Annotated in this window: 17 protein-coding genes; 10 read left to right on the top strand and 7 right to left on the bottom strand. The window is 61.3% G+C overall.

Annotated features, from left to right (window positions below; translation table 11 throughout):
• Positions 1-58 precede the first annotated feature (58 nt).
• From RXV86_RS18170 to RXV86_RS18160, 3 genes are all read right to left on the bottom strand, one after another.
• Positions 59-424 carry a hypothetical protein gene (locus tag RXV86_RS18170; protein ID WP_316301731.1) on the bottom strand — a complete coding sequence of 122 codons (366 nt, stop codon included), beginning with the start codon at positions 422-424 and terminating at the stop codon, positions 59-61.
• A 22-nt stretch (positions 425-446) separates the two neighbouring features.
• Complete coding sequence (locus RXV86_RS18165) at positions 447-1559, bottom strand: hypothetical protein (RefSeq protein WP_316302296.1); 1113 nt, start codon at positions 1557-1559, stop codon at positions 447-449.
• 171 nt (positions 1560-1730) lie between these two features.
• On the bottom strand, positions 1731-2807 hold the full coding sequence (locus RXV86_RS18160; RefSeq protein WP_316301729.1) for a hypothetical protein: 1077 nt from the start codon (positions 2805-2807) through the stop codon (positions 1731-1733).
• A 448-nt stretch (positions 2808-3255) separates the two neighbouring features.
• Between RXV86_RS18160 and RXV86_RS18155 the strand changes: the two genes are divergently transcribed.
• From RXV86_RS18155 to RXV86_RS18145, 3 genes are all read left to right on the top strand, one after another.
• On the top strand, positions 3256-3822 hold the full coding sequence (locus RXV86_RS18155; protein ID WP_316301727.1) for a hypothetical protein: 567 nt from the start codon (positions 3256-3258) through the stop codon (positions 3820-3822).
• Positions 3823-4018: 196 nt separating this feature from the next.
• Positions 4019-5140: a serine/threonine protein kinase gene (locus RXV86_RS18150; RefSeq protein WP_316301725.1), complete on the top strand. Its 1122-nt coding sequence runs from the start codon at positions 4019-4021 to the stop codon at positions 5138-5140.
• A 196-nt stretch (positions 5141-5336) separates the two neighbouring features.
• A complete protein-coding gene (locus RXV86_RS18145; protein ID WP_316301722.1) occupies positions 5337-6155 on the top strand; it encodes a cyclase family protein in 819 nt (272 codons plus the stop codon).
• A gap of 35 nt (positions 6156-6190) precedes the next feature.
• Here RXV86_RS18145 and RXV86_RS18140 read toward each other — a convergent pair whose 3' ends face one another.
• Positions 6191-6814, bottom strand: coding sequence for a S24 family peptidase (locus RXV86_RS18140; protein WP_316301720.1), 624 nt, complete (start codon positions 6812-6814; stop codon positions 6191-6193).
• 270 nt (positions 6815-7084) lie between these two features.
• Here RXV86_RS18140 and RXV86_RS18135 point away from each other — a divergent pair, with 270 nt between their 5' ends.
• Both RXV86_RS18135 and RXV86_RS18130 read left to right on the top strand, forming a co-directional pair.
• Positions 7085-7255, top strand: coding sequence for a hypothetical protein (locus RXV86_RS18135; RefSeq protein WP_316301719.1), 171 nt, complete (start codon positions 7085-7087; stop codon positions 7253-7255).
• Positions 7256-7325: 70 nt separating this feature from the next.
• Positions 7326-7913 (top strand): hypothetical protein, encoded by a 588-nt coding sequence (locus RXV86_RS18130; RefSeq protein WP_316301718.1) that lies wholly within the window; start codon positions 7326-7328, stop codon positions 7911-7913.
• A gap of 199 nt (positions 7914-8112) precedes the next feature.
• Here the strand turns inward: RXV86_RS18130 and RXV86_RS18125 are convergent, their stop codons facing one another.
• Entirely contained in the window at positions 8113-9321 is a 1209-nt protein-coding gene (locus RXV86_RS18125; protein ID WP_316301716.1) for an aminopeptidase P family protein, read from the bottom strand.
• Between the two features lie 152 nt (positions 9322-9473).
• Between RXV86_RS18125 and RXV86_RS18120 the strand changes: the two genes are divergently transcribed.
• On the top strand, positions 9474-10469 hold the full coding sequence (locus RXV86_RS18120; protein ID WP_316301715.1) for a P1 family peptidase: 996 nt from the start codon (positions 9474-9476) through the stop codon (positions 10467-10469).
• A gap of 57 nt (positions 10470-10526) precedes the next feature.
• Here the strand turns inward: RXV86_RS18120 and RXV86_RS18115 are convergent, their stop codons facing one another.
• Positions 10527-11330, bottom strand: a complete 804-nt coding sequence (locus RXV86_RS18115) for an alpha/beta hydrolase (protein WP_316301713.1) — start codon at positions 11328-11330, stop codon at positions 10527-10529.
• Between the two features lie 209 nt (positions 11331-11539).
• Between RXV86_RS18115 and RXV86_RS18110 the strand changes: the two genes are divergently transcribed.
• On the top strand, positions 11540-13015 hold the full coding sequence (locus RXV86_RS18110; RefSeq protein ID WP_316301710.1) for an NAD-dependent succinate-semialdehyde dehydrogenase: 1476 nt from the start codon (positions 11540-11542) through the stop codon (positions 13013-13015).
• Positions 13016-13064: 49 nt separating this feature from the next.
• Here RXV86_RS18110 and RXV86_RS18105 read toward each other — a convergent pair whose 3' ends face one another.
• Positions 13065-15455 carry a penicillin acylase family protein gene (locus RXV86_RS18105; RefSeq protein WP_316301709.1) on the bottom strand — a complete coding sequence of 797 codons (2391 nt, stop codon included), beginning with the start codon at positions 15453-15455 and terminating at the stop codon, positions 13065-13067.
• Positions 15456-15711: 256 nt separating this feature from the next.
• On the opposite strand from RXV86_RS18105, the gene RXV86_RS18100 reads away from it, so the two are divergent.
• The 3 genes from RXV86_RS18100 to RXV86_RS18090 all read left to right on the top strand — a co-directional run bounded on the left by RXV86_RS18100 (position 15712) and on the right by RXV86_RS18090 (position 19067).
• Entirely contained in the window at positions 15712-16353 is a 642-nt protein-coding gene (locus RXV86_RS18100; protein ID WP_316301707.1) for an isocitrate lyase/phosphoenolpyruvate mutase family protein, read from the top strand.
• Between the two features lie 72 nt (positions 16354-16425).
• Positions 16426-16962, top strand: coding sequence for an RNA polymerase sigma factor (locus RXV86_RS18095; protein WP_316301705.1), 537 nt, complete (start codon positions 16426-16428; stop codon positions 16960-16962).
• Positions 16959-19067 (top strand): von Willebrand factor type A domain-containing protein, encoded by a 2109-nt coding sequence (locus tag RXV86_RS18090; RefSeq protein ID WP_316301704.1) that lies wholly within the window; start codon positions 16959-16961, stop codon positions 19065-19067. The genes RXV86_RS18095 and RXV86_RS18090 overlap by 4 nt, the downstream gene beginning before the upstream one ends.
• Positions 19068-19098: the final 31 nt, after the last annotated feature.

Genomic DNA, 19098 nt, shown 5'->3' with positions numbered 1-19098 from the left:
TCAAATCCCATTTCTATTTGTCAAAACCACTCATCGCGCCAATCGTGCATCATGCCACCTAAACCAAATGCACCATCACCGCTTCTACCGGCGCATCGCCCAACACACGCGCGCTGTGGCCTTTACCGGTCGTATCCTCCATCAACACGACATCACCCGGATACAAATCATAGGTCGTCCCATCGCTCAGACCGCCTTGAAAAACCCCAGACAACATCATGAACATCTGCTTGCGCGGAGACGGGTGCAGTTCGCTGTCCCACCCGTTTTCGAACTGAACAAAAACCAGACCCGCTGCAGGGCTCACATCGGACATCCCAAGAGCCGGGGCCGGTGGAGCATAAACAAGCGGCTCGTAAGACATCGGCATGGTCTCAAGCCGGCTTTCACCGCTCTCATCCGCATACATTCTCAGATAGGCCATTCGGGCTCCCTTCGGTTTCGTTTCAACGATAACTCAACACCCGCCCCTCAGGACTCACGACAAACTTGCGCACGTTCGAAAATCCCGCAGGCTGGCGCTCTTCCAACACCTGATAAGGCCGCTGCGGCAAGATGATCGCACGTTCGGTCCGCGTTGCCCCGGTCTCCACCCCGCGCCCCGAAAACGGGTCCAGCGCAAACACCTGCCGCTCGACGGTCGAGAACCAGCCCGAGCGTACCTCGGTCACCCGCTCGCTCTCCAGCTCTTCCAACGTCCAGGCCAGCGCCCAGTCCTGCCCCTCGGGCGCCCGCGCATCGCGCAGCACCTCGCGCAAGGGACCGGATTGCGAGGTAAAGGCAGAAGAATACATCGGCCCCAGGTGATAGCGCTTTAATCGCTTGGGATGCAGGTCATCGAAATCCTCGTCAAATCCGCGCGCGATGGTCACCAGTTTCAGATCGCCCGCCGATTGCGCCATCAGATGCGCCTGCACCTCGGGCCAGCGCCGCTCGTCCAGCGGCAAGGCATTCCGGCCAGTATCTTCGACTTCCATCATATAGACCGTCGGCAGGTTGATCTGGCTGTCATAAACTGCCCAGTGGATCAGGAACCGTGTCCTCGGCTTTTCCCCGGCCAGCCAGATGATATCCGGATCGTTGCGCGCCCAGAACAGCTCACCTTTCATCAGCTCCTGGTAATACAGCCGCTGGCTTAGCGCATATTGCAGCTTGGTCGGCAATTCCCGGTCGCCCAGAATCTTGCGTACCATCTGGTCCTTCAGCGCGCTTTCGCTCGGCATGCGCTCCAGATGCTTAGCCGCCTGCGCCGCGTCATTGGCCATGACCAGCAATTCGGTGAAGACCGGAAACCCACTCTCGACCACGTCCATTTCCAGCGTGCCCAGCCGCCGCCCGGCATCACGGCCCGCCAGCAGGTATTTCATGCTCAGCGCCTTGAAGGTATAGCCGATGGCGATCACATAGCGTGTCAGCACCTCGGTCTCGCGCTCGCTCATTTCGCCTTCGGCCTGCATCTGCGCCGCCACGCGGGTCAGATGCCCAGTGATCGCCTCGAACTTCTTGAAGTAACGACGGCTGGCAAAGGTATCCTTCAGCCCCACATGATCGCGGTCCATGGTGATATCATCGCGGCGGTCGGTGATGTCAGTCACGGTTCCAGACTCCAACGGTTCTGGCAAGTCGATCAGGGCAGTGCCTGCCTGGGCGGGCGCTGAAAGCGCCTGCCGGGGGGCAGGCAGGCGCTGCCCGGCGTTTCACACCGGGAGGAACCTCAAATCCGTGCCGCATCACGACCCATACAGGTTCTTGTCATGCTTCTCGACGATCTGGGCGAACCGCCGGGCAAAGCGTTCATCCGCCTTGGCCTTGGCCTCCAGCACGTCACGGGCAAACACCATGTGTTCTTCGTGGGCTTCCATCATGTCGGCCATCTTCTGGTTGGTCGCCGTGCCAATCGCGGCCATCGCCGATTGCGCCTCCTGATCCGTCTGCACCCCAATCTCGTTGATCTGGTGCGCCACGTCCTGCTGTTGCGCCGTTTTTAACGACTTCGACAGCGCGTCATACAGCACAACCCGCTGCTTCGTATCCGTCTGCAGCTTGTTGATCAGAACCATCTGCGTCGCCGCCTGGTTCTGCAATGAATCGATCCAGGTCTTGCCCTTCTCGATATAGCGCTCCAGCGTCTGCGACTTGGCCAGCTTGACCTGCTCTTGCTGGACCAACTCGTTATATTTCGCATTCAACTCGGCCAGCTCGGTTTCCAGCTTGGTGCGCGCCGCCGCGTCCTGTTCGACCGAAATCTTGTTTTCAAGCTCGATGATCTTCGGGTCCATACCCTGAATCTCGGCCTTGGTGCTTTCCAACTCGCCCACCGTCAACTCGCGCTCATCCAGCGTCTCGCTCAGATTGCCCTCCACTTGGGTCTTCTGGGTGCTCAGCACATCCAACTGCCCCTGCAGCAGCTTGGTGATCACGTCCGATTTCGAAATCAGATCCTGCAGCTTGTCATCAATGCTGGCCGTGCGCATCCGCTCTTGGCGCATGCTGTCGGACTTGCCCTTCGAGAAAACCCCGACAAACGTCTCCCACCCGGTCTTGGTCCGCATCTCGTCAAAATCACGGCTGAACCCGGCGGTCACATCATCCAGCCCCATGATCAGCTCGGCAATATTGGCATTCATCAGCTCGGTATGCGCGTGCACCTCATCGAGCGTGGCATTCTCGATGTCGATGGCGATATCATCCCCCGATTTCATCTTTTGCCGCGCGGTCTCGATCCGGCTGGTCAGCTCGGCAATCTTGGCCTGCGCATCGGCCACCTGTTTCTGCGATTCCTGCATCTGAGCTTCGAAATTTGCCATCAGGGCTCCCTCTTTCATCAATCACTTGAGGTCGATATGGGCAGTGTTAATCCCATTTACATCGACCCACCATTCCATTTGTCGAAAGTGTTGCAAATGCGCACGATAAAGGGAAGGGGAAAGGGTCAAATGGTCCGGAAATCCGGACCTAAGAGATTGGCCGTGCATCGTCGACCCGCGGGGTTGCGACCCAGCCTTTCAACATGGCGCTTTATCCCTGCCAAACCCGAATACCCTCCCTGTTCCGCATGACCTCACCAAATCGCCGCCCCAGGGAGCGGGTCCCCTCCCGGCAGATTTTGCCAAGACAAAATCGCCTGCCGGGTCAATGCAGCGATGCACGGCGCGCTACGCGCTTGAATCCGTGCGGTGCGTTTCGCTTAAGTGTTTCACGCGGCCAGAAGATTTTGCACTTCCGCCCCATGAGGAACGCGTCTAGCCTTTACGCATGGTCGAAGAACACCAGTTCCCCCCTTTTCCAAGTTCGGCGTTGCGCGCCCGCTGGCTCAAAAAGTCCCTCACCCTGTGGATCGCGCTTTCCCTGATTGGCGCATTCTACCTCGCACCAACTATAGCCACCGCGCGACCCGCCTACTTTCTGACACCAACAGCAGGTTGGATGCCGTTCTTGATGGTACTACCCGCCGCCACCATCGGGCTGCTTGCCGCGATCTATTCACTCAGCTCCCTTCCCAATCGAGTACTCTTTCAGCCGACCCGGTGTCGGGTTCTGACGACACTTTTTCTTTGGCCACTTCTTCCCGCCTATGCTGTGTTGGGCTTTGTGCTCCCGGCGTTCTGGGTTGCAATAGGTGCCGTCTTCAATGGCATTGACGCGGAAACCGCGCTTGCCACCATTTTCGCGGCATTGCTCTTGCCCATGACCTACATTGTATCCTGCCTGTTTTGCTCTGCGTTCCCCAATTCAAAACGCCGTGCTTTCTTGCTGGTTATGTATTGGTTTGCCTGCCTCTCGACGATGATCGCGCTCGGCTTGGCGCAAACTGAGATTTGACCGGTCCCTCGCAACATACTCAGCCTAAAACCATCTTCCCCGACCCAACCCGCAATGCTATATCCCCCGCAGGCACACGGGCGATGGCGTCGCCGGGGTCACTCCCTGCCCACCGATCTGCTCCTGTACGCCGGGACTTTCAATCGAGAGGTTGGAGGCCCCCGCCCCGCCTCCCCCGTAAAACTGGAGGCATCCCATGGCCTGGTCACCGAACAAAACCCAAGTCAAAAGCTGGAACGAGTGGGACACCCTGCGCCACGTCATCGTCGGGCGCGCCGATGATTGCCACATCCCGCCCGAAGAACCCGCATTGGACGCCAAGGTGCCCGAAGACAGCGACATGCGCGGCCAATGGGGCAAGCGCCCGCAGGAAACGATTGATCGCGCCAACGAACTGCTGGACACTTTCGCCAACCAGCTCGCCAAACGCGGCATCCGCGTCGACCGTCCCAATTCGATCGACCATAGCCAGCCCGTCACCACCCCGGATTTCCATACCGACAGCCAATTCGGCTGCATGCCGCCCCGCGACGTGCTGCTCACCGTCGGCCATGAAATCCTCGAGGCGACGATGTCCTATCGCTGCCGCTGGTTCGAATACCTCAACTACCGCCCGCTGATGCAGCAGTATTGGGAAGAAGACCCCAATTTCCGCCACGAGGCCGCCCCGAAACCCCGCCTGACGGATGCCGATTACCACCCCGACTACCTCAGCGAGAAAATCGGCGACGCCAAGCGGCTGGAATGGGCCGCCAAGAAGTTCTTTGTCACCACCGAGGAAGAACCCCTGTTCGACGCCGCCGACGTTCTGCGGTTTGGCAAGGATCTGGTGGTGCAACACGGCTTCACCACCAACCTCAAGGGCATCGAATGGCTGCGCCGGCACTTCCCTGATCACCGGGTGCACACGGTCAACTTCCCCGGCGATCCCTACCCGATCCATATCGACGCCACCTTCACGCCGCTGCGCCCGGGGTTGATCCTCAACAACCCGCAACGCCGCCTGCCCGATGAACAACGCGGTATGTTCGAGAAGAACGGCTGGGAGATTGTCGACGCCGTGCGCCCGGCCCACAACACCCCGCCACCGCTCTGCTATTCCTCGACCTGGCTCAGCATGAACGTCCTCGTCCTCGACCCGAAAACCGTCTGCGTCGAGAAATCCGAGGTCTACCAGGCTGAACAGATGGACAAACTCGGCATGGAAGTGGTCGAGGTCGACCTGCGCGACGCCTACGCCTTCGGCGGCGGTCTGCACTGCTGCACCGCGGACGTCTACCGCGATGGCGACTGCGAGGATTACTTCCCTAACCAGTAAGGCGGTCCGCGAAAAGGTCAAAGCCCACCCGCGCTCTTCCTTTTGCAATAAATATCCCGGGGGGTCCGGGGGGCCGGCCCCCCGGCCGGTCGGATTGTGCAAGCAATCCGAAACCCGAAAAGCAACCCCAACCTGCGCCCGAATCACGACCTGTGCTACCCTCCCCGGACTAAAACAACCAATAGGGAGCAAACCAATGTGTGATATCTGCGTCATGAACGCCGTGAAAACCAAGATGCTGTCGCGGCGTGACCTGTTCAAGGGCGCCGCTATGGCCGGGGCCGCCGCCGCCCTCGGCACCACCGCCGCCACCCCGGCCAGCGCTGGCAGCCACGGCGGCGGGCCCGTCGATATGAGCCACACGCTCAGCGCCGATTTCCCCACCTATTTCGGCGAACCAGGCTACAGCCAGGAGCAACTGTTCAAATTCGCCGACAGCGGCTTCAACCTGTTCAAGCAGACCATCAATGAACATACCGGCACCCATATCGACGCGCCTTTGCACTTCTCTGCCGATGGCGCTTCGGTTGATGAGATTCCGATCGAACAACTCGTCGCACCGCTTTGCGTGATCGACATCGCCGCTCGTGCCGCCGAAGACCCGGATGCCCAGGTCACACCCGACGACATCAAAGCCTGGATGGCCGCCCATGGCGACATTCCACAGAACGCCTGCGTCGCGATGCATTCCGGTTGGGGTGGCAAAACCGACACCGACGCGTTCCGCGGCTTCGACGGCAAAGGCATGCATTTCCCCGGCTTCCATCTCGAGGCCACAAAGATGCTGATGGAAGAAACCGGCGCCACCTCGATGGCGGTCGACACCCTGTCGCTCGATCACGGTCCCTCGGGTGATTTCGCCACGCATTATGCCTGGCTGCCCACCGGCCGCTTCGGGATCGAGAACATGGCAAATCTCGACAAGGTTCCCGCGGCTGGCGCCACCCTCGTCATCGGCGCCCCCAAACACAAAGGTGGCTCTGGCGGCCCAGCCCGGATCATCGCGCTGGTCTGAGACGCCGTAGGCCGGGCTTCAGCCCGGCCTACCTCCTACAAGACTTGCATTGCCGCCATCACCCGCCCGATCACGACCATGTCGGTATCGTTCAGATCTACAAGGATCGGTGGGTATTCCGCATTGGCACTGACCAGCTGCACATGCGCCTGTGGTAGCATTTGAACCTGCTTGACGTTCATCTCGTCTCCGAACCGCAGCACGAAAACCAATCCATCCTTCAACTCACACTCGGCACAGTTGACCAGCACCTGATTGCCGTCCGACAGTTTCGGCTCCATGCTGTTGCCGACAACTGTCACGATCAGCAGATCGTCTTCCGAAACACCCTGCTCTGCCAGAAATCCGCGGCTGACCCCGAACCAGTCCCTGTCGCCCGCTTCGCTCCGGTCGATCGGTGCCCAATCTCTACCTGCCCGAACCGTTCCAAACCCGGGCTTGTCGGGCTCGGCAAACCCGAGCTGTTCCGACAAAAGCCAGTTTGCATCGACCCCAAGGACGCGCACGATGCTCATCAGGAATTCATGGTCCGCCCGTTGCTTGCCGATCTCGACCGCCTGCACCTTGGCCTCGGGCACGCCGGTCCGTTCCCCGAATGCCTTGCGGGACAACCCCCGATCCTCGCGCAGCGATCTGATTTTTCCGCCGATCTCTGACATTTTTCTAAGTTTAGGCCCAGTTTGAAAACGTTTGGTTAACTAGTAATATTGCATAAATTCCATCAGTCCACGCCGCTTAACGAGGGAAGAGAGAGTATTATGACTGAAAAAAGTAACATAATTCACCTGTTTGAACAAACTGGTCAGACCCGCCCGCCGCATTGGTCACGACCCGCGCGCCGGACCGAAATACCCCCCCGTTTCAGGACCCGCGACACCGGCCTTGTCCCGCTTCTCAGCCGCAACCGCGCCCACATGCGGGCCGCGCGCATGCTCACGCCTCTTCCGCCACGCGACCGCGCCTTGATCGGGTTGCGACTCATCCTCGACAATGCAAATTCACCCGAGATGGCGGCGCTGTTGCGCTTTGCCGAACAACGTCTGGCGCAGGCCCGCAGCGCCCTGCCCGCTCCGCCCCGCGTGCCCTCCGACGAAAGGTAGCAAGGGCAAATGCCGGTGCGCATTCATTGCACACCTTGCCCACGTCACACGTTCCTCTAAACTCGCCCCTATGTCCGAGTTCCCCCCGTTTCCACGTCACAGGCTGCGCCGCCGCTGGCTCATCATGTCCCTGATCTTCTGGGTGGCTGCGTCGCTGCTCTATGGCCTTGCCCTCGGCCCTTGGATCGAAACCTTGCCGCAGGCGCGCAACGCAGTCTTCCTTCCTACCGGCTGGCGCGCCCCGCTCGGCATGGTCTTGCCCAGCTTTGCGCTTGGACTTCTCACAGCCATCTGGTCGCTCTCACCCCTGCCCGCCCGTGTCCTGTTTCACCCGACCCGCGCCCGTGTTCTCGGCGCGTTGGGCTTTTGGCTGATTTTTCCTATCGGCGTGTTTTTCTACGATGCTCCCATCCATTTTCTACTACCGATGATAACGGCACTACCCGTCAGTGCCGGGTTTTGGTTTTTCTTTGAATTCGGTGATTTTGGCTTCCTGCAATGGAACCTTGTACTTCTTGCCCCATGCCACCTCGCGGCATGCCTGCTGTCCTCGGCCATTCCCAACTGGAAGCCGCGCACATTCGCCTATCTTATGGTGTGGTGCGGTTGCCTCGCCTCCGCCTTCGGTGCCGCAACCGCCCAGTGGTTTGTTGTCTGACCTGACACTTCTGACATTCCCAGTAGGGTTCGCATTTTACGCACCTTAACCACCCCGAAACCATCCTTAACGCCACAAACCCCGCCGTTCGCGGGACGGATACCCGACGGGTGCCAGACGGAAACCAGACATCGGGTTCGGGGCCAAAGGTTAATCCCTAACGCCCCGAACTATTCCATTTCCTCATAGCTGTGGGCGATCACCCCACCACGTTGAACCCCGGCCCGTAAGGGTAGCCGGTAATGTTCTCGTTGCCATCCTCGGTGATCACCAGGATATCATGCTCGCGATACCCCCCGGCGCCCGGCTGCCCCTCGCCAATGGTCAGCATCGGCTCCATCGAGATCACCATCCCCGGCTGCAACACCGTGTCGACATCCTCGCGCAGCTCCAGCCCCGCTTCGCGCCCGTAATAATGGCTCAGCACCCCGAAGGAGTGCCCATAGCCAAAGGTCCGGAATTGCAGCAGGTCGCGCTCCTCGAAAAACCCGTTGATCGCGTGGGTCACCTCGGCGCAACTTGCCCCTGGCTTCAGCAGGCCCATCCCGTATTCATGGGCCGCCACATTGGCCTCCCATACGCGCAGCGAGGCATCGTCGACCTCGCCCACGAACATGGTCCGCTCCAGCGCCGTGTAGTAACCGCTGATCATCGGGAAAGTGTTGAGCGACAGGATATCCCCCCGCTCCAGAACCCGCCCCGTCACCGGGTTATGCGCCCCATCGGTATTGATGCCGCTCTGGAACCACACCCAGGTGTCGCGGTACTCGGCATCCGGGAACGATTTGGCGATCTCCAGCTCCATCGCATCGCGCCCGGCCATGGCCACGTCGATCTCGCGCACCCCTGCCTTGACAGCGTCCCGAATGGCAAAGCCGCCCACATCGGCCACCCGTGCCCCTTCACGGATCAGGGCAATCTCGGCCGGCGATTTCATCATCCGCTGCCGCATGCTCGCAGGCGCAATGTCCACCATCGCAGCCGGTTTCAAAAACCCCTCCAGCTTGTCCCGCAAGGCCAGCGTCAGGTGATCCGCCTCGTATCCGATCACCATGCCCTCACCAGCGACGGACACCACAGCCCGCCAGAAATTGTCGCGCTGCCAGTCGGTATAGGTGATGTTGTCGCCATAGCACCGCCGCCACGGCTGCCCGGCATCGATCCCGGCACTGATCGTGACACATTCCTCCGCCGTCACCACAAGGCCGTAAGTCCGGCCAAAGGCGCAATAGGTGAACCCAGAGTAGTAAGAAATGCAGTGCATCGAGGTAAAGACAGCGGCATGAACCCCCAACTCCTCCATGCTCTGCCTAAGAAGTTTGATCCGTTCGGCATACTCGGCCTCTGCGAATTGCAGCTTGGCCTTTTCGCCATTGTGGAAACGATACATTTCTGGACGTGCAGTCATATTGACCTCCTTCGTCAAAAGAAGATCCCGGCGTTCAGGACTGTTTGGAAAGCCCGCTATTCGGGTCGACGCCATCGACCGCGGGCATGGCGTATCTCTTGCCGATCCTGCACATTCTGGCAAGATAATTTTCATCACTTCAGGGGAATATCATGACACAAGCCAAACCGGGCCGCCGAAATCTCATAACCGACGTCGCCGGGTTAACCGTCGGCAACGCACAAGACGATGCCATCAAAACCGGCTGCACCGTACTTTTGGGCAACGAACCGTTTACCTGTGGCGTCTCGGTCATGGGCGGTGCCCCTGGTACCCGCGAAACTGATCTTTTGGCCCCGGACAAGACGGTCGAACAGGTCGATGCGCTGGTCCTCTCAGGTGGCTCCGCCTTCGGCCTCGATGCCGCCTCCGGCGTGGCTGACGCCCTGCGCACCCAGGGCCGCGGCTTCCCGGTCGGCGACCAACTCGTCCCCATCGTTCCCGGTGCCATTCTATTCGACCTCCTGAATGGCGGCGATAAACGCTGGAGCGATAACCCCTACAAAGCCCTCGGCACCAAAGCCCTCGAAAACGCCGCCGCGGGCTTCGCTCTCGGCACCACCGGTGCCGGCACGGGTGCGACCAGCGGCAATCTCAAGGGCGGCCTCGGCTCGGCCTCAGTCACCTTGCCCTCTGGCCACACAGTTGGCGCCCTTGTCGCTGTTAACGCGCTGGGCACTGCCACCGTTGCCGACAGCCCTCACTTTTGGGCCGCCCCGTTTGAACAAGACGACGAGTTCGGCGGCCTCGGCCCGGCAGGCGCCTACCCCGGCGACCCCCACCTGCCCGAAACCAAGCTCAGCCAGCACGCCAACACCACCATCGGCGTCGTCGCCACCGACGCGCAGCTGACACAGGCGCAATGCACCCGCCTCGCCACTGCGGCGCATGACGGCTTTGCGCGCGCGCTGTTCCCGTCTCACACCCCAATGGACGGCGACCTGATCTTCGCCGCCGCCACCGGTGCGAAACCGATGGAAAACCCAATCGCCGACACGTTCTATCTCGGCCATGCCGCCGCCACCGCCATGGCCCGCGCCATCGCCCGCGCCGTGTTCCATGCCACGCCCGCCAAGAACGACCAACTCCCCTGCTGGTCGTCTCTCTAGCTGCTCTTTCTTGGTGAAAACACTCCGGGGGTGTGGGGGCTGGCCCCCACTCCTGCCCTATCCGATCAAAGCCTCAACCAGACCACTATCGCCAATCTCCAGCGGCTCGATGACATCGAAATGATGCCGCCCTTCGGCTTCCACGTGGCCCGCTTCCCAGGCCTCGGCCAGCCACCGTGCCTGGTCCAGGAATGCAGGCCGTTCATCTGCACCCACCCAGACCGTCACAGGCACCTCGAGCCGCGCCGCCATCAACACAGGACTGTCCACCACAGCTGACTCTTCGCTCAACCGCAAGTCATCTCGCATCGAGGTCCGCATCAGCGGCCGCAGATCCGTCACCGGTGAAATCGGCACAACCTTGCGCAGCCGTGCCGCCACATCCTTGTCCAGCAGCCCCGGTTCCAGCATCCGCGACACCAGATGCCCTCCTGCCGAGTGGCCGGCCAGGACCAGAGGCCCGTCGACTACTCCCGCCGCCACGTCTATGGCCCGGGCGATCTGCGCCGTGATCTCGCCGATCGTCACTCTCGGGCACAAATCATAGCTCGGCATCGCCACGGCCCAGCCGCGCGCCACTGGCCCTGCGGCCAGATGCGACCAGTAGGATCGGTCGAACTTCATCCAGTATCCGCCGTGTACGAACACCACCAATCCTTCCGGTGCCCCTTCGGGCAAGAACAGGTCGAACCGTTCACGCTCCCCTTGCCCATACGGTAGATCCAGCCGCGCATGATCGTCATGCGCCTCGCGCGTGCGCCACATCTGTGCCGCCTGCGCCCAGCGATCAGGGTAGTCGTCACCGCCCGGAATATAGGCCGCGTTGGTATAGGCATCGTCCAGTTCCGTGATCAGCTCCATGACTTTCCTCCCTTGCGACACCTAAAACGACTCGGATCGAGCCGTTCCAACATCGTGCCGAAAACCAGCGCAATTTGAAAGCCTTCCACTGGACAGCTATGCCCCGGTCCAACTGCGCGCTGGAAATTTGATCAAAAACTGTTTTGACATTCTTTCGCGCGGGTGCTTTGGCTATTGCAACCATAGATTCCAATCGCGAGGGCCGTCCCATGCTCGATACCGTTACAAACCTGAAATCCCTGCTCAAGGATCCAACCCTTCTGTGCGAGAAAGCCTATATCGCCGGGGCATGGGTCGATGGCGACAACGGCACCTTCGACGTCACCAACCCCGCCCGCGGCGACGTGATCGCCAACGTGGCCGATCTGTCCCGCGCGCAGGTTGCCGGGGCCATCGCCCGCGCCGAAGCCGCGCAAAAGGACTGGGCCACATGGACCGGCAAGGAACGCGCTATTGTTCTGCGCCGCTGGTTCGACCTGATGATGGAACATCAGGAAGACCTGGCCACCATCCTCACCGCAGAGATGGGCAAACCCATGGCCGAAAGCCGCGGCGAGATCGCCTATGGCGCGTCATTCATCGAGTTCTTCGCCGAAGAGGCCAAGCGGATGTATGGCGACATCATCCCCGGCCATCAACGTGACAAGCGCATCATGGTGATGAAACAGCCCATCGGCGTTGTCGCCTCGATCACGCCGTGGAACTTCCCCAATGCGATGATCACCCGCAAAGTCGGTCCGGCGCTGGCTGCTGGTTGTGCCGTTGTCGCCCGCCCGGCCAAGGAAACGCCGCTTTCCGCACTGGTGCTGGGTGAATTGGCTACCCGCGCCGGTATCCCCGAAGGCGTCTTGTCGATCGTCACCTCCTCCTCCGCCTCGCAGATCGGTCAGGAGTTCTGCGAAAACCCTGCGATCCGCAAGCTGACCTTCACCGGCTCGACCGAGGTTGGCCGCATCCTTCTGCGTCAGGCCGCCGACCAAGTTCTGAAATGCTCGATGGAACTGGGCGGTAACGCGCCGTTCATCGTATTCGACGACGCTGATCTTGATGACGCCGTCGAAGGCGCGATCATGTGCAAATTCCGCAACAACGGCCAAACCTGCGTATGCGCCAACCGCATCTATGTGCAGGCCAGGGTTTACGACGCCTTCGCAGAAAAACTCGGTACCCGTCTGGCGGCGATGAAAGTCGGAGACGGCTTGGAAGACGACACCGCCTTCGGCCCGTTGATCAACGATGATGCGGTCGAAAAGGTGCGTGAGCACATCGAAGACGCCGTTTCAAAGGGCGGTGAGGTTGCCTTTGGCGGCAGCCAGCACAATCTTGGTGGCACCTTCTTCCAGCCCACCATCGTCACTAACGTGACCCAGGACATGGCCGTTGCCACCGAAGAGACCTTCGGCCCCATGGCCCCGCTCTTCAAATTCGAGGACGAGGACGAGGTCATCGCAATGGCCAATGACACCATTTTCGGCCTGGCCAGCTATTTCTATGCCAAGGACCTAAGCCGCGTCTACAAGGTGGCCGAGGCGCTGGAATATGGTATCGTCGGCGTCAACACCGGCATCATCTCGACCGAGGTCGCGCCCTTCGGCGGCGTCAAGCAATCGGGCCTAGGCCGCGAAGGCAGCCACTATGGTCTCGATGAATTCTGCGAGCTGAAATACGTTTGCATGTCGGTCTGATCCGACCGCCACAAAAGCATGAAAAGGCCCCCGCATCCGGGGGCTTTTTCTATTCTACTGGCGTCAGTCGCGTGATCGCTGCCGCCTCGGCGCGAAGGGTCTCCACGTCCATCACCATCGGCAGGTATTTCCCTTCCAGCCACAAGCCTGCCTGATCGCGGTAATGCCGCGACATCGGGTGCCCCGACTGCCCCGTCGACACCACGAAGACCGACGTCTCGGGCGCGGCCATGTCATAGACCCCACGATAGAGCGCCCCGTGCAGATTGCGCAGCGGGGCCTCGCCCTTGCCATGGGTCAGACCGCGCAACAGGGTCGCATCACCGCCGCTCGTCTCTTGCCGGATATTCACCAGCGCACCGATGACGGGCAAACCGCCCAGCACCTGGTGATCATGGGTGGCCACATGAATCTCGCCCCAACGGATCGTGGTCAGGTCATCGCCGAACCGCGCCTGCAACCCGTCAAGCGCCTGATCCAGCGCCCGGCCAACGGTTACCGCGCAGCTTTCCAGCGCCGCGCTCTGCACGTCATCGCACCAAACCCCGGCACCATTGGTATTGCGCAGCACACGCCCGATGAACACCGCGTCGGGATAGCGGAACCCGCTCACGACGTCGCCCAATTCGTCCTCGGACAGTGCCACCTGAAGCGCCCGCATCAGAGCGGCATAGAACGCAGGCTCGGGTCGGTTCGCGTCCATCGCCCCGTCCCAGTCCAACAGCATCGCCACAGCCTCAGCCCGGCGCCCCTCCTGCGCGCCAAGTACCTCGGCCACCAGCGGCACGATCACCTGTGCCGGATGGCTGACCGGGTCCATTTGCATCGCCTGGAACCCCTGAAGGCTATGCTTGTCCGTGGTCGCTAGAAGCGACTGCAGCCGCATGATCCGCTGGCTGTCACCCCACTCGAATGAAACATGTCTTGGGAACACTCCATCCGCCGTCTTGTTGTTCGTATTCCCCAACACGCCCACCCCGGGGTCAACGAATCTCGGGTTGTCCGCATAGGGCAAATACCCATACCAACGGTTCCCGGCGATCCACCCGCGTGACGGCAGGCGCGCCTTGGTTTCATGCTCCGTCGTCCGCTTCGGCATCTTGCCAATCATCTGCAAAGCAATGCTGTCCGCATCGACGACTGACAGGTTCTGCGCAGGGGTCACGAACCCCTCCATCGCCGCCAGCGCCTCGCCGACATTGCGGGCCTTCAGCATTTCCAGCGCCGCGCTCATCGAAGTGTCGGCCGGATTAAACAGCGTCCGGGCAATCGCGATGACATGACCTTCGGGCCTGATCTGATCGAAATTGTAGTATTTCGCCGGGATCACCGGACCGTTTTCCGACCAGCGCAGGGTGATCTCGATGGCATCCTGCCCCCGCACCGGGATTGTTGCCTGGCGCGTGACCAACGGCGTGTAGCCCTCTGGAGTCAGCACCTCACCGGCATTTTCGGGGTTCAGTTTTTCGACAAAGACATCCTGGTCGTCCATGTTCGCCGCCGTCAGTCCCCAAGCCAGCACATCGCTGCGCCCCGACAGGACCATCGGAATCCCCGGGATCGTCCCGCCGATCACACCCCCGGCCTCCAGTTCGATCCGCGCCAGGTACCAGATCGACGGCGCGGCAAAGTTCAGATGCGGATCGTTGGCCAGAATCGAGGCCCCGGTCACGCTGCGGGCCGGCCCTGCCGCCCATGCATTCGACGACAGCTCGCCATTCCAGAACGACGCGGGATAAAGCACCGCTTGCTCGACCGGCTCATCACCACCGCCGGTGATGGCAGCATCAAATGTCGCAAATCCCGGCACATCGGGCAGAATATCCACCAACCGCTCCGGCGGAACCAGCTGCGCCACCCGTGCACGGGTTACTTCCTTGTCGATCTGCGATGCCAACTGCAATGCGATCAGCTTGAGAATGGCAAGGCTGTCGGTTGGCGTCCACGGCTCAATCTCAACCGGGAACAACAAGAACTCGGGCGCCAGCGCGCCCGGCCCCGAAACCTCGTCAATGCGGGTATTGATCCCGTTGGCATAGGCCTCGAGAACTTTCCGCGCATAGGGCGTCTGCACCTCCAGAGACGATTGCGCCGCCGTGTAAAGATCAAGCCGCAACAACAGCTCATCCGTCGCAATGGTCGGCGTGCCCACAAGCTCGGACAACCGACCCCGCGCGGTACGTCGCAACATTTCCATCTGCCAGAACCGATCCTGCGCATGAGCATAGCCAAGACCAAAGAACACATCCTGATCGGTGCCGCCCAGAACATGCGGAACAGCATGATCGGTCCGGATGATCTCGACCGGGCCGTCCAGACCGGTGACCTCAAGGCTCTGACCATAATCCGGGACCGAGCGGTTCAACACGGCCCAGGATGCCACTGCGGTCACCACGACAACCAGTGCCAAACTAATTGCAATTCGTCTTATCCAACGCATGGCACCCTCCCGCGGTTTCAACCCGAAACGATGGGACTTCGCGCGCCTCCGAACTGTCTTGTGATTAATCGCCATTGTCGCACCTCGGCGCATGGTCGCGCCATGACGTGCCTCAACTTCCCACTTTCCCGGAATCCGGCAAGCAGGGTAGAGCCTAGCAATGGGAATGCACGCGATCGCCATCAACCTTGGCCTAGGCCGCATAACCCGCCACCATAACACTGTTGAACGTACCGAGTCGTAAAGGACCCGCTCCATGACTAGCCAGGCAGACCACGCCAACACCTTTCGCGCCCTGCACATCAAGGGCGATCCGGTCACCCTCTACAATGTCTGGGACGCCGGAAGCGCCAAGGCCGTCGGCGATGCCGGGGCAAAGGCCATCGCCACGGGCAGCGCCCCTGTCGCAATGGCCAACGGCGCAGCGGACGGACAGCAGTTCCCACTCGATCTGGCGCTCGCTAACATTGGGCGAATTTCTTCCGCCGTCGACCTGCCCGTCACCATGGACCTTGAAGGCGGCTACAGCACCGACCCCATCGAGGCGGGTGAAAACTTTGCCCGAGGCATCGCCGCAGGACCCATCGGCTTCAACTTCGAGGATCAGGTGGTCGGCGGCGAAGGTCTGCACGACATCGCCACGCAATCCACGCGCATCAAGGCCGCCCGCGCCGCCTGTGATTCCACTGGCGTGCCCGCTTTCATCAACGCCCGCTCGGATATCTTCCTCAAGGCGCTGAAAGCCCAGATCGCCCCAACGCCAGCTATGCTGGACGAGGCCGTGACCCGCGCGCGGGCTTATGCCGAGGCCGGGGCCGATGGCTTCTTTGCCGTGGGCCTGATGGACATCGCCATGATTGCCGAACAGGCCAAATCCGCCCTGAACTGGCGTGACTAGGCAACCTCCGAAAAAAACTCGTTCCGCCGCCAAGGATTGACCCCCGGCCCGCGTCATACAATCGTGATGCGCATGGAAGTCAGTGACGAAACCTTGGCCCAAGCTGCCGCCGATGGCGATGCGGCAGCCTTTTCGCTGTTGCTTGAACGCCATTACGACACGCTCTTCCGGCTGGCCTTTCGTCTGACCGGTGCGCGTGATCAGGCTGAGGATCTGACCCAGGACATCTGCGCCGCGCTTCCGGCCAAGCTGGCGTCCTTCCGCGGCACCGCGCGCTTTACCACATGGCTCTGGCGCGTGGTGGTCAACGCCAACCATGACCGCCGCCGCCGTCAGGCCACACGCTCCCGCCACGCCGACGGCTGGGGCGATTGGGAGAAAAACCGCCGCGCCGCCAATGACGAGCAGGCCGAGGCGGTCGATTGGCTCACCCAGGCGATGCGCGCCCTGCCGGACGATCTGCGCGACACGCTGGCGCTGGTGCTGGATGATGCCACCCATGCCCAGGCCGCCGACATATTGAACATCTCCGAGGGCACCGTCAGCTGGCGCATCTCGGAAGCCAAGAAACACCTACGCACCCTGCACGCGCAGGAGGATCAGATATGACCGACGATCTTGACGACCTGAAGGCCCTGATGGAACAGGCCACCCCTTCGCCCGATCCGGCGAAAAAGGCCGCGCATATCACGCTGGCCCGGGAAAATTTCGCGCGCCACCAAGAAACGGCGGCCAAGGCGCGTCAAACCTCTGAACGCCCCAAACCGGGGCTCATCAGAGGAGCTAAAACAATGTTCGCCCATCTCACCTCCCGCGCCGCCCTGACCGCCTCGACCGCACTGGTCGCGGTCGGCCTCGTGGTGGCCCTGCCGCAATTGACCAAAGCACCCCTGCCCGATCTTCTGCCCGCTGCCGTTGGCACAGAACCCGAACCCACACAATCGGGGCTCGAGTATTCCGAGACTGCGCGCAGCGGGGCCATGTCACCACAACAGGCGAGCAAACCGGCAGAACCTCAGACCGAAACAACTGCGCCACCGCTCCCACCGGTCGCAGATCAAGCCATGCCAGCGCCCAGTTCAATCACGCCCAACCTGGCGTTCTCGGAAGCCGAAGGCGATGTCTTCTCCGACGATGCCCCATTGGGCCGTATCGCCCCGGCACAGGCCAAGCCGAAATCCCTGCCCAATCGCGAACGCCGCGCCATGTCCGACGGCGTGATCAGCGGCTTTGGCGGCATGCTGGCCGAGCAGGTCGCGCCGGGAGCCGTCCCCATGCCCGCGCCCGACGCACGCATCATGCCCCCGCTGGAACCCAACACCGAAGCCTTCCCCGAGGCCGAGAAAAACCCACTTAAAGTCACCGCCGAAGAGCCGGTCTCAACCTTCTCGATCGACGTCGACACCGCATCCTACGCCGTGGTCCGCTCATCGATCACCCGGGGTCAGCTTCCGCCGCAAAGCGCCGTGCGGATCGAGGAAATGATCAACTATTTCCCCTATGACTACCCCGCCCCGGATGCGGGCGAGGCCCCGTTCAAACCCACTGTTACCGTTACCCCGACCCCGTGGAACGACGGCACGAACCTCGTCCATATCGCCATCCAGGGCCGCGAAGCCGCAACCGAAAACCGCCCGCCGCTGAACCTCGTCTTCCTGATCGACACCTCGGGGTCGATGAACCAGCCCAACAAGCTGCCGCTCCTCAAGCAAAGCCTGTCGCTGATGCTGCCGCAGCTTGACGAGCAGGATCAGATTTCCATCGTCACCTATGCCGGGTCCGCCGGGCAGGTTCTTTCCCCCACCCCGGCCACCGATCGCGCCACCATCATGGCCGCGCTCGACAACCTGCGTGCCGGTGGCTCCACCGCCGGGCAAGCCGGGCTGCAACAGGCCTATTCCGTTGCCGAAACCATGGCCACCGAAGGCGAAGTCACCCGCGTGATCCTTGCCACCGATGGTGATTTCAACGTCGGTCTAAGCGACCCGGACCAACTCAAGGATTTCATCGCCGACAAGCGCGAAACCGGAACCTACCTCTCGGTCATGGGCTTTGGTCGTGGCAATCTCGACGACGCCACGATGCAGGCGCTGGCCCAGAACGGCAACGGACAGGCGTCCTACATCGACACGCTCTCCGAAGCGCAGAAAGTACTGGTTGATCAATTCACCGGTGCCCTCTTTCCCATCGCCAATGACGTCAAGATCCAGGTCGAGTTCAACCCCGCCCAGATCGCCGAATACCGGCTGATCGGCTATGAAACACGGGCGTTGAAACGCGAGGATTTCAACAATGACAAGGTCGATGCCGGCGACATCGGCGCGGGCCATTCGGTCACCGCTATATACGAGGTAACGCCAGTCGGTTCTCCCGCCCGCCTGTCAGACCCATTGCGCTATGGAGCAACCGAACCGTCGACCAACATCACCACCGAGCTGGGCTTCCTGAAACTGCGCTACAAACAGCCGGGCGCCGCCACCAGCCAGCTGATCGAGATCCCGATCCGCCCTGACATGGGCCAGCCCACCGACGATATCCGTTTCGCCACCGCCATCGCCGGGTTTGGCGAGCTGCTCAAAGGGTCGAAATTCACCTCCGACTGGCAGTTTTCCGACGCCATCGCCCTGGCCACGGCAGCGCGCGGCAATGACCCATTCGGTTACCGCGCCGAAGCAATCAAACTGATGCGTCTGGCCGACAGCCTCACCCCGTAGGGTGCGCATTCTGCGCACCGCCCAACAAAAA

Origin of the sequence: Aliisedimentitalea sp. MJ-SS2, assembly GCF_032586155.1 — a bacterium.
Lineage (GTDB): Bacteria > Pseudomonadota > Alphaproteobacteria > Rhodobacterales > Rhodobacteraceae > JAWHTC01.
Note: the sequence above shows the minus strand (reverse complement) of the source record. Positions and strands in the feature narration are given on the sequence as shown.

Coding starts and splice junctions, on each gene's coding strand:
- RXV86_RS18160 (WP_316301729.1), bottom strand. CDS start 2,807: ATGGCAAATTTCGAAGCTCAGATGCAGGAATCGCAGAAACAGGTGGCC.
- RXV86_RS18110 (WP_316301710.1), top strand. CDS start 11,540: ATGCTCGATACCGTTACAAACCTGAAATCCCTGCTCAAGGATCCAACC.
- RXV86_RS18150 (WP_316301725.1), top strand. CDS start 4,019: ATGGCCTGGTCACCGAACAAAACCCAAGTCAAAAGCTGGAACGAGTGG.
- RXV86_RS18155 (WP_316301727.1), top strand. CDS start 3,256: ATGGTCGAAGAACACCAGTTCCCCCCTTTTCCAAGTTCGGCGTTGCGC.
- RXV86_RS18135 (WP_316301719.1), top strand. CDS start 7,085: ATGCTCACGCCTCTTCCGCCACGCGACCGCGCCTTGATCGGGTTGCGA.
- RXV86_RS18115 (WP_316301713.1), bottom strand. CDS start 11,330: ATGGAGCTGATCACGGAACTGGACGATGCCTATACCAACGCGGCCTAT.
- RXV86_RS18105 (WP_316301709.1), bottom strand. CDS start 15,455: ATGCGTTGGATAAGACGAATTGCAATTAGTTTGGCACTGGTTGTCGTG.
- RXV86_RS18165 (WP_316302296.1), bottom strand. CDS start 1,559: ATGGACCGCGATCATGTGGGGCTGAAGGATACCTTTGCCAGCCGTCGT.
- RXV86_RS18140 (WP_316301720.1), bottom strand. CDS start 6,814: ATGTCAGAGATCGGCGGAAAAATCAGATCGCTGCGCGAGGATCGGGGG.
- RXV86_RS18145 (WP_316301722.1), top strand. CDS start 5,337: ATGTGTGATATCTGCGTCATGAACGCCGTGAAAACCAAGATGCTGTCG.
- RXV86_RS18125 (WP_316301716.1), bottom strand. CDS start 9,321: ATGACTGCACGTCCAGAAATGTATCGTTTCCACAATGGCGAAAAGGCC.
- RXV86_RS18100 (WP_316301707.1), top strand. CDS start 15,712: ATGACTAGCCAGGCAGACCACGCCAACACCTTTCGCGCCCTGCACATC.
- RXV86_RS18170 (WP_316301731.1), bottom strand. CDS start 424: ATGGCCTATCTGAGAATGTATGCGGATGAGAGCGGTGAAAGCCGGCTT.
- RXV86_RS18120 (WP_316301715.1), top strand. CDS start 9,474: ATGACACAAGCCAAACCGGGCCGCCGAAATCTCATAACCGACGTCGCC.
- RXV86_RS18090 (WP_316301704.1), top strand. CDS start 16,959: ATGACCGACGATCTTGACGACCTGAAGGCCCTGATGGAACAGGCCACC.
- RXV86_RS18095 (WP_316301705.1), top strand. CDS start 16,426: ATGGAAGTCAGTGACGAAACCTTGGCCCAAGCTGCCGCCGATGGCGAT.
- RXV86_RS18130 (WP_316301718.1), top strand. CDS start 7,326: ATGTCCGAGTTCCCCCCGTTTCCACGTCACAGGCTGCGCCGCCGCTGG.